9 protein-coding genes are annotated in these 13669 nt (G+C 67.3%); 4 read left to right on the forward strand and 5 right to left on the reverse strand.

The window, feature by feature from the left end:
* Window positions 1–367 precede the first annotated feature (367 nt).
* Window positions 368–748: a hypothetical protein gene (locus ACWCXX_RS38350; protein WP_451135554.1), complete on the reverse strand. Its 381-nt coding sequence runs from the start codon at window positions 746–748 to the stop codon at window positions 368–370.
* A gap of 902 nt (window positions 749–1650) precedes the next feature.
* Here ACWCXX_RS38350 and ACWCXX_RS38355 point away from each other — a divergent pair.
* Window positions 1651–2175 (forward strand): peptidoglycan-binding domain-containing protein, encoded by a 525-nt coding sequence (locus ACWCXX_RS38355; protein ID WP_451135556.1) that lies wholly within the window; start codon window positions 1651–1653, stop codon window positions 2173–2175.
* A 421-nt stretch (window positions 2176–2596) separates the two neighbouring features.
* Here ACWCXX_RS38355 and ACWCXX_RS38360 read toward each other — a convergent pair whose 3' ends face one another.
* The 3 genes from ACWCXX_RS38360 to ACWCXX_RS38370 form a co-directional block, all read right to left on the reverse strand.
* Window positions 2597–2887 carry a hypothetical protein gene (locus ACWCXX_RS38360; RefSeq protein WP_451135558.1) on the reverse strand — a complete coding sequence of 97 codons (291 nt, stop codon included), beginning with the start codon at window positions 2885–2887 and terminating at the stop codon, window positions 2597–2599.
* 89 nt (window positions 2888–2976) lie between these two features.
* A complete protein-coding gene (locus tag ACWCXX_RS38365) occupies window positions 2977–4299 on the reverse strand; it encodes an IS701 family transposase (RefSeq protein ID WP_451135560.1) in 1323 nt (440 codons plus the stop codon).
* A gap of 193 nt (window positions 4300–4492) precedes the next feature.
* Window positions 4493–5290 carry a DUF1963 domain-containing protein gene (locus tag ACWCXX_RS38370; protein WP_451135562.1) on the reverse strand — a complete coding sequence of 266 codons (798 nt, stop codon included), beginning with the start codon at window positions 5288–5290 and terminating at the stop codon, window positions 4493–4495.
* A 206-nt stretch (window positions 5291–5496) separates the two neighbouring features.
* Between ACWCXX_RS38370 and ACWCXX_RS38375 the strand changes: the two genes are divergently transcribed.
* From ACWCXX_RS38375 to ACWCXX_RS38385, 3 genes are read left to right on the forward strand one after another with little or no spacing between them, the layout of a single operon-like run.
* On the forward strand, window positions 5497–6696 hold the full coding sequence (locus ACWCXX_RS38375) for a restriction endonuclease-related protein (protein WP_451135564.1): 1200 nt from the start codon (window positions 5497–5499) through the stop codon (window positions 6694–6696).
* Entirely contained in the window at window positions 6693–10073 is a 3381-nt protein-coding gene (locus ACWCXX_RS38380) for a hypothetical protein (RefSeq protein WP_451135566.1), read from the forward strand. The genes ACWCXX_RS38375 and ACWCXX_RS38380 overlap by 4 nt, the downstream gene beginning before the upstream one ends.
* Window positions 10070–12817 carry an RNaseH domain-containing protein gene (locus ACWCXX_RS38385; protein WP_451135568.1) on the forward strand — a complete coding sequence of 916 codons (2748 nt, stop codon included), beginning with the start codon at window positions 10070–10072 and terminating at the stop codon, window positions 12815–12817. Before ACWCXX_RS38380 ends, ACWCXX_RS38385 begins: the two co-directional genes overlap by 4 nt.
* Before the next feature lie 557 nt (window positions 12818–13374).
* Here ACWCXX_RS38385 and ACWCXX_RS38390 read toward each other — a convergent pair.
* On the reverse strand, window positions 13375–13669 hold a 295-nt coding region (locus ACWCXX_RS38390; RefSeq protein ID WP_451135570.1), incomplete at its 5' end, for a hypothetical protein.

A 13669-nucleotide genomic window follows, 5' to 3' on the forward strand; every position in this document is an offset into this window, starting at 1 on the left:
GAATCCAAATCCGGCCCCACCTGATCGACGGCTGCCTCACCGCCACGGGCCTGGCTATCAACCCACCGACCCCACCCTGAAAACCTCAGTAGGTGCTGCCGCGCTCGTAAGTCATGCGAGGAAGTCGCCGCCGACGGATAGCTCGTCGCTGAGGCCAAGGGCAGCAGGGCGGCCGCCGCGGCACCATCCGCACAGCCGCCGCCGACCACATGCCCCAGCACACCCCCGGCTGGCCCCGAGGGTGCCCCGACCCCGGAACCGCCGGTCACCCTCGAAGTGCAGGCGGGGCTTCGTCGTATCTGGGCCATGCCCCAGATACGACGAAGCCCTGGCACCGCTCTGGTCCGGGACTTTCGTGTGTCTGTGGTCAGAGTGCGACGACAGCCCAGATGCGTCGCCCGTCCGGCCCGGTGTCCGTACCGCACCCCGTCACCCCCGCCTGTGCGGTGATCTGGTGCAAGACGTCATCACCACCCGGGGCGTAACCGGGCGTGAGGCCGGTCTGGTGGGAGAGGGCAAGGATGCACGCCTGACCGTCCTGGTCCGACAGGTGTACGGACACCCTCGCCCCGCCGTCGGCGACCGCCGCCTCGACGAGGAGCGTCGCCACCGTCTCCACCGCGGTGACCGTGCCCGGGGCTAGCCGGTACCGCCACTTCCCCAACTGTCCCACCACCGCGGTCCGGGCCTTCCCCGCCGCCCATGGCGCGGACTCCAGCGTCCAGTTCACGCCGCGCCGGTTCCGCATGCCCACACCCCGCCTCGCTGTCCGCGCCAAGGAGGCCGGCCCGTTCGCGGGGGCGTTCACCGTTTCCGGGCGGGGCGGCGAGACGGGCTTTTTCGGAGGTGGTGGGGTCTTCGGCGGGTATGACGGCGGCGTTGGGCTGGTTTCCATGGGCAGTGACACGGGGCCTCCAGGGGTCGGGGCGCGGGCCGTCCGTTTCAGCGTAGGCGCGGCATGGGCGGCATGGGCCGGTTCCGGCCAGGTCATACCCGCCGTCCTCAACTGGCTGGGCGCCGACGCCCTCCTCGACTTCGCGGTTATTCACCCCGGCAGCCCCGGCATCATCCACGACGTAGCCACCGCCGTCGGTCTCGACGACATCGACGCCCACCACTCCTACGCGTCCCTCGCCGACAACGGAAACCTCGGCGGCGTATCCGTCCTCGATGTCCTCGCCCGCACTCACGCCACTCCGCCCCACGACGACGCCCCGCATGACGAGTTGAGCGGGGCTTCGCGATACAGGTCAGCGATTCAGGGCGACTTTCCCGCCTGCCCCTGGAGACCGCCGAGGTCATGTGTCACCTGGCAATCCCACTTTGGGCCCTGTCCGGGCTCGGGCAAGAGCCCGGACACACGTCCCGGACAGGCTCCTGACCGGCCCGGACAACCCGTCGCTGTCCGGGACAGCCCACTGCCATTGCCCTCGCGCGGCCCGTTTCGGCAGGCTCTGCGTTGCCCGAACCGGATGAGGCTAGGACATCCGCAGGTCTCTTCCCTGTGACGATCGGTTCGCCTGGCTGGCATCAGCGGATTCAAGGTTTGTTGCAGGTTTCCGCAAGCCGGGTCATGCATGGTCGTTCACGGCCAACCACCAACAGCGCCGCCGGGACGAAGAGCTGCCTCTCCAAGTACACAAACCGGTGTTGCGCTCGACCAAGCAGAATGAGAGGAACAACATGCCCGACGATTCAAGAGAGCGGAAGGCTGGCGTGGGCGTAGTCAGAGCGGTGATCGCCACCGCCGCAACCGTGCTCCTCACCGCTGGCGTCCTTGCGCCAGCAACGGCAGCCGCATCCCCGGCATCAACGAGTGCGGTGTCCGCGTCAACCACATCCCAGCACCTCGCTCCGTCCACCGATATCGACGTTCAGTCGCAGTGCCTGGTCTGGCGGCGGACCACCGCCAACTACGCGGGCCTGACGGCGGGTTACAGCTGGGCGTGGAACGTTTACTTGGGCGCCGGCGATTCGGGCGACCGCGTCCGCGAGGTCCAGTGCCTGCTCGACTGGTGGGGCTACTATGGCGACCCTCTCGACGGCCGTTACGGCCCGGTGACGTCTACCGCTGTCGAGAACTTCCAGTGGGACCGTTGCGGCGGCTCCGTTGTTGAGTACGGCATCGTCGACCCCGCTACATGGCGGTGCCTCCGAGACGGCGGCGAAGTCTGAACCCTGCTCGCCGTGATGCGCCGCCTGCACATCGTGTGCTCCCGGCTGAAGAGGTGAGGGTGGGCCTTCCCGGAGAAAGCGGGAGGGCCCTCATTGTATTGGCCCGTCAGGGGCAGGCCGTCGGGTGTTCCTCCGTGCTGCCCGGACTGGGTGGTTGTGGCTGTCGGCCACGACGCCCCCGCAGGGGGGAACCGGAGGTGGGTTGGTCTATGTGCCGGGAAGGCCGCGGAGCATGACGGCGTAGAGGGGGGAGTCGGGGAAGGGCTGGCGTTCGCCGATCTTGTGGTAGCCCCATGTATAGACCCGGACCTCTGGGGCGACGTCCAGGAGCTCATGGAGAAACTCGACTTCGAGCACGAGGAATGGTGGCACGCGACGCACAGAGCCGCCGGGTACACGCAGGACGCCCTCTTCTTCAGCCTCACCTGACCAACGCCCCCGGCCAGCCGAGGCGCAACCCGGCCCGGCGGCCGTGGCCCGGACGCGGTGAGGGCGCCGTGCCCGACTGCCGGTCAGGGGGGCTGCCTCGTACGTCACGACGGTGCCGGAGCAGTCGACAGCAAGCTTTTCCAGCACCGGCCCGCTCCTCGCCGTTCGCGGACAGCTTCCAGCGGAGCTTCGTGGCGGTCCAGCCGGCCAGGCAGGTGCACTTCGCGGACTCGGCCGACGGCATCCACTCCGACGGGTCCTTGCCGGCCTTGCTGCGATTCACCCTCGCCATGACAGCCACGAAGCCGCGCTTGGCACCGAGAATATTCGCGCAGCGCATACGCCCTCGACTTTCGTCGATCTGATTGATCGTCATGCCAGGTGCGCGCTGGCTGCGGCCCATGCTTCCTGCACGGCGCGGATTTCGGTATCGGTGGGCTGACCGGCGTCGATGGGCATAAATCGGGCCGCGATGATCGTTCGGCGGAGCTTGGCGGTCATGTCGGAGAACGCCGGGTGCGTCTTGGTGAGGTACCACGGGGCTCGTGCCCGGTGCGCGGCCGCGTCCTGGGGGTGGTGGCCGTGCAGCGTGTACCAGACCACGGTGATCGTGTAGCAGTACAGGCCGAACGGAACCCCTCGCTGGACCGCGCGGCGGGTGCGGTGGTGGGCCTGGCCGACGCCGAGGATGCCGCGGGCTTCGCCGAAGGTCACCTCGATCGACCATCGCGCGGCGTACCGGGCCACCAGCTGTCCGGCCGACGCGGTCAGGCCGGTGGTGATCAACGCCAGGTCGTAGCCGGTGTCGGTGGCGTCCTCGCGCAGCAGCAGCACCTTCACCGTCTGGGTGTGGAAGGAGCCGTACCACAGGCAGGTGGTCTCGGCGGTGAACACGGTCTCGGTGCGGCCGTAGCGGGTCACGGCCTGCGCGGTGAACACCAGCGTGGCGGCCAGCTCGGCCGGAGTGCCGAGCCTGTCACCCTTCAGGCGGGGCCTGCCGCGCCGTCCGGTCGGCGGTGGGGCCAGACGGTAGAGCACCGCGTGAGACGGCAGCCGGGTAGTGAAGGTGACCTGTGCGGGCAGGTCACGCAGCGCCTTGCCGTGGTAAGCGGCATCCGCGACCACATCGATACGCCGGCCCCAGTGGCAGGCCGCCAGGAACCGGATCATGGAAGCGGCCAGTTCGACCTTGGTCTGCTCACCTTTCGGGCGGTGCAGCCGGACGGCCACCGGCAGGCACACCGGACGGGGCAGGAACGGCAGGTCCACGATCAGGCCGAGGACGACGAAGCAGGTCCCGTAGCCGATCCCGTCGCGACCGGCGGCGGAGCCGTCGTGCTGCCAGGCGGCACCGAAAACCTTCTTCCCGCGCCGTTTGAACAGCGTGTCGTCCACCGCCACCGTCAGCGGGGTGCCGTCGGGCACCAGCGAGCGCACCACCAGGTGGGACAGCGACGCGCCCAGCGTCTGCGGCTCCCAGCGGGCGCGGGCGAAGAAGGAGTGGGCCCGGTCATGGGACCAGCAACGGGTCAACCCCGCGCCCAACAGCATCCTGGTGACCGTGCCCCGGCCGGTATTCGCGATCAGCCCGGTGACCAGCGCGGCGAACGTGGAGAAGGTCGGCGAGGTGAAACTGCCGCGCAAAGCGCCCAGCACAGCGAGCAGAGATGCGGGTACGGTCGGATCCGGAAGCATCGGCGGGTCCCTCACAACAGGCGACACAAGCACCGCCGATGCTTCCTTCGCGTCTGCCTCCCGACCGGGCCGATCGCCACAAGTCACCCGTGCGAGCTACCTACCTGACGGTTAGTCAGAACAACGAGAGTCGAGTACTACGACACGAGGCGGCGTACGGCGCATGTCCGCGGGCTATTCCCCTTCTGAGCCGTCAGCCAATGTCGTTTCCCAGGTTGTCGAACTGGCCAGTTGTGAGTTCCTGAGGGGTGATGAAGACCATGAGGGTGGCCGCGTCTCCCCATTGCCAATCGGTGTCGGCTCGAGAGGTTAGGGTAAGGAGCGGGATCATGCCCTCTGGCGTGGGGTCATATCCCAGGCTTTGATGGGCGGGCCACCCCAGGAGGTAGTCCTCCGTGTGCGCTGTGGAGCGGAGTTTCTCGTACTGCAGGCTGTTTTCATAAGACCCCGCAGTGGGTTCCGGCCATGGCCAGCCATCAGCCTGCTCACCATCGAACGGGATGTCCCAGGCGGTTCGCATTCGCGCATGTGCGCAGTTCCATGGCGGTTCCGCACCTTCCGGCAGCGGCCGCTCTGTGGTCCAGTTGGTTGTGAACAGGGCACGCACGTAGCCAGCGTCGCGCGGCCATATGGATTCGTCTTTTTGCTGTGGGATGAAAAAGCGCAGCAACCCGGCTGGCGGTACCAGGGCTTCTGCGCGTACCTCTGACGGGATCTCGGTGAAGTCGACTTGCCCGACGAAGCTGGCCGGCCCGCCAGGAAACTGTGGCCAGACTTCATCAGTCGCCATGTCTGGGTTCCCGCCGAATCGCGTCCGCCCACCAACGTGAGACGCCGATAGCTCAAGGGACACAGCGCGCCGTAGATGATCCGAAGCGAAGGTTGCGGCCGCCGGCCCGAGGCGAGCCGAGATGCCGTCAAGAAGCGTCTGACGCGATCGCACGTCAGCAAGGAGGTGCTGGGATTCCCTTTGCACAGTCTTGTCCCTCACTTGCCAGGGATGGAGCAAATCACAGGGTACCGGAGCTTCACTCGTAACTACCTGATCCAGATGACCGTCTCCCTGCTCCAGACCGTCCAGCACGCCTGGGCCCAAGCAGGACTGGACCTGTCACCCTGACCGCACCACACCTGCGATATCCGCGAAACTCGAGGCTGACACGCTGGGTGGCTTATTGAGGGTGAGGACCTTCGCCTGTGCTTGCAACTGCCGATGTTGTCCCTGCCGAGATCGACGAGCTCGACCAGGAGCAGCGTGATGCCTTGGACGCTTGCGTCATCGCGGCGATGACCTGGTGCAGCCCGGAAGGAAACGCGCGCGCTCGGGCCAGGCTTCTGATGGAGTGCCACGGCCGCTACATGCGTGCGTGCGGTGTGTTCGGGAAGGCGGCGTCCTTCCCCGAGTTCCTGGACCGGTTGCGTAACAATCCGGTCGGTGAGCTGCTTCCAGGGCCAGGGTCGTCGTCGAAGATTTGGGATACGCGTTTGTTGGAGGACGACGGTACTGCGGCACCGGTCCTGACCCGGTTGGCGATGGAGGCTTCGGAGCAGGCCCAGAAAGTGCCCGGGACGGGGGCGGACCTGAGACATGTGCGCAGCGTGCTGCGGGCACTCGGAAAGCTGCCTCCGGGCGCCCGGCTATCGCGGATTTCGGCCGAGGCGGTGCAGCACGCGGTGTTCCAGGCTCTTCAGCAGGCCGGCTTCGAGGCGTATACGGAAGGCCGCGGCGTCCTGGTGACCACGCCCGTTATGTTGCGTCGTGCTCTTGCCCAGCACAGGCATCTGGTGGACCTCGGCGTCTACACCGTTATCTCGCCGATGCGGCAATTCGCCGGGTGGTGGGCTGCTTGCCCCTTCTGCAAGTGGACCATGCGTGCTGTCCCCCGCGGGCGTGACGGCGCGAACCTGATGTGCGAGGACCCTCGCCACGCGGAACGGGGCGCCCGGTTCGTGATGTCGTCGGACAGCGGGCAGTGGCGGCTCGATCCGGCCGGGGGCGAGGTCCGTGAAGTCCCGGAGCTATGGCCGGTAGAGGGGCACGTTGCGTTGTCGTACGGGCCGTGGCAGTGGATCGTCATGCCGGGCCTGCTGGAAATGGAGCTGAAGGAGCTAGCCGAGGCAGTCGGCGCGCATGTTCGCCTGTGGCCGTACGGCGACAGCTACGACCTGCATATCAAGAAGAACGGCATCCACTGGCATGTCGACGTGAAGACGTGGGCGGATCCGCAAGGGATCGCGGAGCGGATGCGGGCGGACCCCGAGGGGTGCTCAGGGCTGATCGTGGTCATCCCCGAACACTTGGGCGGATACACCGGGGTCCTTGCCCGCGTGCTGGGCCGGTACGGCGCCCGGGTGATGACCGATGTGTCCCTGATCCGTGAGGTGAGCTCGGCGTGAGCCGGGTACTGGCCGCGGCGCTGGCCCTGGCCGAGTTCTATTTCCCGGCGAAGGATGCCGATGGCCAGGCCGTGGTCCGGATCGAGGATGCCCACGTCCTGCTGTCGGGCCAGGCCGCGCAGGCATGGCCGGAGTGGGACCGCCTGCTGTACGACGAACAGCAGCGCATCGGCCGACTCGTCGCCCAGCGGTCGCGCAGTGAGGCAGATCTGTCCTCTCTGCAGCGGAGGGTACGCAAAGGATTCGACCAGCAGTGGGAAGACCCCGTCGTACACCGCTACGCACCCGGCGCCCGTGAGGGCTGGCGGATGACGGCGGTCTACCCGCGGCACGGCCAGCACCCCTTGGATTCAGCGGACCGACTACTGGTGCCCGATGAACGGGAGACCCGAATCGAAATCGCAGCCGGAGGCGGCTGGGTGGCCGCGAGCCCCCGAGGACCGGTCCAGCTCGCCTTCGACGCAGCCGACGTGGCCTACAACCCGCCCATGATTACCACCGTTGACGCCACGGGGCCCATCCCCATCGACCCGAACGTACTGGGGTGGCTCACCCGCGCGGCCGACGAGGCGATGCCGCCCCCCGCCTTTCGCGAGCACCAAGTCGGCCTCCTGCTGAGCGGCACAATGGGGTCGGGGAAGGAACTGCCGCAGTCAGCAGTCCTGATGGACCCCGGACGGATGCGTCATCTGAGTGCCCCGACCGGGGTGGGCAAGAACGTCTTCGCCCGCGCCCAGGCCAAACAGATGGCCCGCGACGGCCACACCGTCGCCCTGCTGGTCAGCGACAACACCGACGTCTTCGCCGAGGTGGCAACGCTGCGCCGAGAGCTGAAGGCGCTGAAGCTCAACGTGTCGGCGACACCGCTGATCTCGCCTACAAGCCGACACGAGTTCACGCTGCGGACCGCCCACAAGGCCGTCGACGAGCAAACGCCCCTGTCACAGACGCCGGACGAGCTCAGGGAGAGGCTGTCCGAGACCGGCTACGGCTGCGCGGTCACAGCCCAGCTGGAAGGGCGCGACAGGTTCAGCGACGGGCAGGAGCCGTGCTCAAGCTTGCGCCATACAGACCCCGACAGGCGGGGTGGACCGGCTCTATGCCCGTACGTGAACCGGTGCGACAAGTTCTCGCACATCCGTGCCGCGTGCTCCGCCCAGATCATCGTGACCACGCATGCCTGTTTCCAACGAGGCATGGTCAAGATCCCCGTGCTGGTCGACGGTGAACTGCGCCGGCAGATGAGCGTGCGGGAACTGCTGCTGCGTCGCGCACACCTGGTGATCATCGACGAGGTCGACGCCTACCAGTCCAGAGCCTTCGACTCCTCGCAGAGCCTGGAGCTGGCATCGATCAGCGACCCGAACACACCCCTGCGGCAGGTGCGCGACAACCTGCACCGCGCTCCCGCATACCTGCGCGTGGAGTCACGCGGACCGCTCACCCGGGCAGTATGGCTTGCCGAGCAACTACTCGACCTGGTCAGTACCGGCGAGATCTGCACCGAGACTGGCCAGGCCCGTGCGCTCGCAGCCGGCCAGGACCCACGCCGCATGCGGCAGATCCTGCGAGACCGACGGCTCTGGTATCAGCCTCACCGCTGGGACAGAGAACTGTTGGAGAACCTGATCGGGGTTGACGCCGACGCGAGTGCCAGCGCAGAACAAATGGACCAGCTGCAAGCCATCCTGCCTCCGGCCGCCGCCCGTCCCGAAGACCGCGTAGATCCCAGCGTCCTGACACGGAGGATGCGACGGATTCCCGACCTTCTGGAACGGATGCTGAGCCTGGACGAGAGCGGCCAGTGGGAACTCGACACGGTCAAAGAAGAGCTGCGCACAGTCGTGGAAAAGGCCGTCGAACAGCTAGTGGAGGACCGTAACCGCCGACGGCAGGAGATCAGCGAACCAACATCAGCAGTCGAGACCGATGGAGAGCGCCGCAAAGACGCGCAGCAGGACATTCCCACCCCGGCCCTTGCCGGAGGCGTGTTCCACGCGGTGATGATGAAAGCATGGCTGAGCGTGCTGAACCACAACGTGTTCGATCTCGCCGACCGCGCGGGACAACTCGCTGGCCACGCCATCGAGGGCGCCGCCACCCTCGCTGACACCGTCGGCCACCGAGACACCGGCAACGTCGTCCCTTTCGGACCGCTCGGACAGCAGATCAGCGGCTTCCGCTTTGAAGGGCTCGACGACACGACCGCAAAGCCTCGCCTGCTCATGGAGGTCCTGCGCGGCGACCCGCATACCGAGACCGCCTACCTCGGCGACATCGTGTCCCTCGCGCTGGCAGGCCACCGCAGAGCTGTGCTGGGCATGTCGGCCACCGGATACCTGCCTCGGGCCGCCCGCACCCACCTGCTGGCAGAACCGCAATGGGCGATGCCCGACGCCCAGCGGGGCGGGCTGAGCATCTTCCGTAGCACACCCGTCGTCGACAACCTGGCACTGGCCGTGGGCAGTACGCCCTACCACGAGCGCGCCCAGCACGTCTCAGCCCTCGCCCGCGGCTATGCCCCCACCCTCGTGAAGGACCTTCAGCGCCTGGCCACCGACGCTGCCACAGCCCACCGGGCGCGCGCCCTGATCGCCGTGAACTCCTACATCCAGGCGCGCCTCTTTGCCACCGCCCTGTACGAGGCCGCCCTCGCGCTCGGCCACAAGCTGAAGATCTTCGTGGCCACCCCTGACGAGGACAACCCCGACCTGCCACCCGTGCCCGAAGCCATCACCCTGGTCACCCGCGACCAGTTTTCCCAGCTCGCAGACCGCGGCGGCGACATCCTCATCTCCCCCCTGCCGCGCACCGAACGAGGCCTCAACATCCTCACCACATCCCCCTCCGGCAAACGCGAATCCGCAATCACCCTGATCGCCCTCGCCATCCGCCCGGTCATGCCAGTCGACGAACCAGAAGCCCTGTCCGCGAGCATCGCAGCCTGCGCCTGGCGTTCCACACCCCGCAACAGCACCCCCGCCGCCCGCCTGGCCGCCATTCGCAAAACCGCCCGCACACGCCTGCGAACCATCCTCGGCGCCCCCAAGCGATTCACCGCCCTCCCAGAAGACCTGCGCTGCGAACTGATCGCGACGGTCCTGGGCCAATGCATCCAGCTCGCCGGGCGCGGCCGCCGCGGACAGACACACGTTGAACTGCACTTCATCGACGGCGCCTTCCACGACACCACCTGGGGCACCGACCTGCCCACCCTCGTACGCGAACTCTACGAGAGCTATACCCCGCAAGAACTCACCTGCACCGGACGCACCTACGGCTACACCGCCGAGGAGTTCCTCGAATACGCCCACGCCCCTCACCTGCTCACCGGGCTGCGCAAGGGGTACCCCGACCACTTCGGAATGGCCGCATGACCTTGTGTCCTCCCGGCGACGAGCATCGCAAGCGCGCCGCCCTGCTGCAGTACCACGTTCACCCGACCAACCTGGGCACCGTCTTCACCTACCGCCCCGGCCCAGCCACCCCCGGCCTCTGGTTCGACCTATGCCGTGCTTACAAAGAACGCGTCGGTGACACGAAGCAGGACGTTCAGCCGCCATACCGCAGCCTGGAAGCCATTCTGCGCGCCGTGCTGGGAACCTGGGCCCGCTGGGACGTCAACGACGGAAAGACGCAGCTGCTCACCGGCGCAGAGATGCCCAGCGAAGACCGCCAGGACGTGTTTCGCTACTGGGGCGAGGCAATCCTCCCCGACGGGCCGGGACACGAAGCCGTCCAACGACTGGCCGACCAGATCGCAGCCGCTCCAGCCCTCCCATATCCCGACCTGCCGCGCCCAGTAGCCGGACGGCGCACCTTGAACTGGTGGCCGGGGGAACTGGCGCGCTGGCGCCTCGCCGAGGACCTCGCCGCCATCGACTGGCAACTCGGCGGCAAGAAACCGGCACGCTTCGTGCTCTGTACCGACGGTACTCTCGCCGCCATCGGACACGAACTGCCCAGTGCCCCGGATTCGGAAGGGCGAGTGCGCCGCCTCCTGCCCCGCATCAAGATCGGCACCGCTGCCTCGGGACACTCCAAGCGCTACGCCGTCACCGTGAACGCCGTCACGACCCTCCTGGCCAACCGCTGGTACGGAGTTTCCACGGTTCTGCTTACCAACCCCGATCAACCCCTCGTTGTCACTGCTCGCACAGACGGTCCCGCCTGGAAGCGTCGCCTCAACGTGCCCGCAGTAAGCGCCAGCCGGCGCCTGGCGGGGCTGCCGCGCCTGACGCGCCGGGTGCCGCCATTCCCGGAGACCCTTGAAGAGGGTGCCATCGCGGCCAGCTCGGAACTGGGAACCCTGCGGGCCGTGGCTCCCGAGAGCATCATCACTCCCGGCCTGGGCCGCGGTCACGGGATGGAGATGTTCCGCCGGATCGAGGCACACATCGACAAGCACTGCGAGCCCTACCGGGGCAAAACCCCCCTGTACATCGAGGTGCCCGGCCTGTCGGTGCCCACAACCAATACCGGCGTCCGCACCAGCGGCCCGATCCTTCCCCAGAGCTTGCCCTCTGCCTTGGACGCCGCCGGCATCGACCGCCTACTTGTGGTCGTGCTCTGGCACTCCGACGAAGTGCGTTCGCGGGTCCAGCGCGAGATCGCACGTCAATGGGACCTCGGCGACCTCGTCGCCTCCGACGGAGACGTACAGACCGACGTCATCCCCGGCCGCGTGGACGTACTCTTCCTCGAAGACAAAGCAGGCGCCCTCGCGCACGGACCCGCCACATCAGAGCGCCGGCAACAGCAGCTCGCCGAACTCCTGGAACCCTTCCAAGAGGAAGAGCGGGTCATCACCACCATCTGTGAAACAGAATGGGACCCCAACCGCAGGTACCCCACGCCCGAGGAGAAGGCGAAGGCAGAAGCTGAAGACGGCAAGTGGCCCTCGAAAGCGGCACTGGCCCGCCTCGGCATCAGCTCCCAATACATCAAACAAGCCCCACCCCCTGTTCCCACGGTCAAGAAGAACGGCGAACCGTGCAAGCCGTACTACATCGAAAAGGCGACCGAAGCACGGGAGAAGGGGCTGTCCAGCTCCACCGAATACGCCCTCCGCGACATGCTCCGCGGGCTCGGAGTCATCGACCACCGCCTCGGCACGGCCTTCGGGAAACTCCCCGTCAACCCCTGGTGGCATATCGGCATCCACGTACGTCGACATGCCCAGCCGCAGCAGTACGGCCAGCGAAACAACAGACCCGCCCCATTGACCATCGTCCTTACGGCCATCAGGCCCATCGCGGGGCCAAGCCAGCCGTGGACCGCATGGGCCTACTCGCCCATCACCACGACATGGGAGCCCTACCGGCAAACCCGGCTCGCCGTCCACTCTGCGAACCTTGGATTCGATGTATCCGACTTTCCCACCATCGGGGACGAGAGCCACCAGGCGTCCGCTGCCGCGCAGATCACCGAAGCCGCGTTGATCGCCGCGCGCACGCAGCTTCCCCTGCCAGGCCCCGCCGTCATCTACGTCAACGGCGACACCACGGAGTACATCTGGTCCGGCCTCCGGGACGAGAACATCGGACAGCAGCCCCCCGCAGACCTGCCCCGACCAGGATCATGGCTGCCCGGCCATGGCCTACCCCGAAGCCAGCGACCACTCGCCGTCGTTCGCACTATCAACGACCTCGAACGCATCGGGCGGCCGATCGGAGCCTACGTCTGGGGCAAGGACGGCCAGTGGAGCAAGACGAAGACCACCGAAAGCGCGTTCCAGCTCGTTTCGGATGACGGAGCGAGCTACCTTCCCGACTTCCTCCTCGCTACCGTGCCCCGACCCTGGGCGGCAGGCCCCCCAGGCCGGTTCGGCTCGGAATACTCGCGATTCGCCCCGGAAGCCACCAAGAGGCAAGGAAAGAACGGATACGCCCACACCGCCGTACGCCTCACCGTGATCGCCGCCAGCGAGAACACCGACGCCAACAACATCGGAAGAACGGGCATTGTGCTGATCAACCAGGGAACGGGCTGGGATGGCCGACAAACCGAACCCACCCCGAACCGGATGGCAAGGCAGATCGATACAAACCACCCCTACCATCGGCGCAGCTGCGGAGAATCCGAGGCAACCGCCCCGGCCGCCCACGGTACTGAGCCATAGTCAACGACACCGGCCCACACCTGCCCGCTCGAAGGGCATTCCGGACGGTGCCGTCCGCTCTCTGGACCGGCGCTACGCCGAACTGATCGGCGACCCGCTGCCGGGAGCGTCAGGCCGAGAGGATGTGGACAGGGTCCTGGCCGGATTGTTCCCGGCCGAGCGCAAGGTCGCCGACTGTTACGCGACGGCTGGGCTGACCTGGAAGCAGGCACTGGTGAAGGTTGGACAGCCGCCGTCGAGAAGAGAGCGCGTACGCCGCAAGCTCAAACGCCTCGGCAACGGAATACCAGCGCCGTCGTCGGACACAGGCCGAGGAGCGCTTGGGCCCGCCGCCTCGACGTCATCCTCGACGGCAATTTCTGCCCTTTGCTCAGCAGAACATCCAGCAGGCTCGGCCCGCATGCAGGGCTGCGGCCTGCCCGGCCGGCATCCCGGAGGTCTGACGCGTGTCGCAGCGGGGCAGCCTTGAGCTGCCCCGGGCTGTCGGTCTGCTCGGCGCATGTCCAGAACCCAGGCGCCGAGTTCAGGGCAGCGGTGCCTGGGGGGCACGTCGAGGGTCAATGAGGTGCTGCGCCGGGTGCGGCAAGGGCGGAGGCACTGTCGTAGGGCAGGAGCGATTCGTCGTTGATGAGCGGGATCACGCTGGAGCACAGGTCATCGGCCGCAGAAGAGTCGACACCGGCATGGCGGGCGGCGACGGCTGCGGTGGCGCCGGCGACCAGATCGGCGAGCTGCACGGAGGGGTGATCGGTGGAGGCGCGTCGTTTCTGCTCCGCACAACCCCAGCCCCCCCCCCACACCCCCGCCCTAAAAAAAACACACACCTCGGTGGTGTTGGTCGTTTTTCTCGGG

It is taken from the genome of Streptomyces sp. NPDC001732, assembly GCF_053596315.1.

Bases quoted from the DNA above. Each gene is read 5' to 3' on its own strand.
- ACWCXX_RS38350 (WP_451135554.1), bottom strand. From the start codon at position 748: ATGCGGAACCGGCGCGGCGTGAACTGGACGCTGGAGTCCGCGCCATGG.
- ACWCXX_RS38385 (WP_451135568.1), top strand. From the start codon at position 10,070: ATGACCTTGTGTCCTCCCGGCGACGAGCATCGCAAGCGCGCCGCCCTG.
- ACWCXX_RS38365 (WP_451135560.1), bottom strand. From the start codon at position 4,299: ATGCTTCCGGATCCGACCGTACCCGCATCTCTGCTCGCTGTGCTGGGC.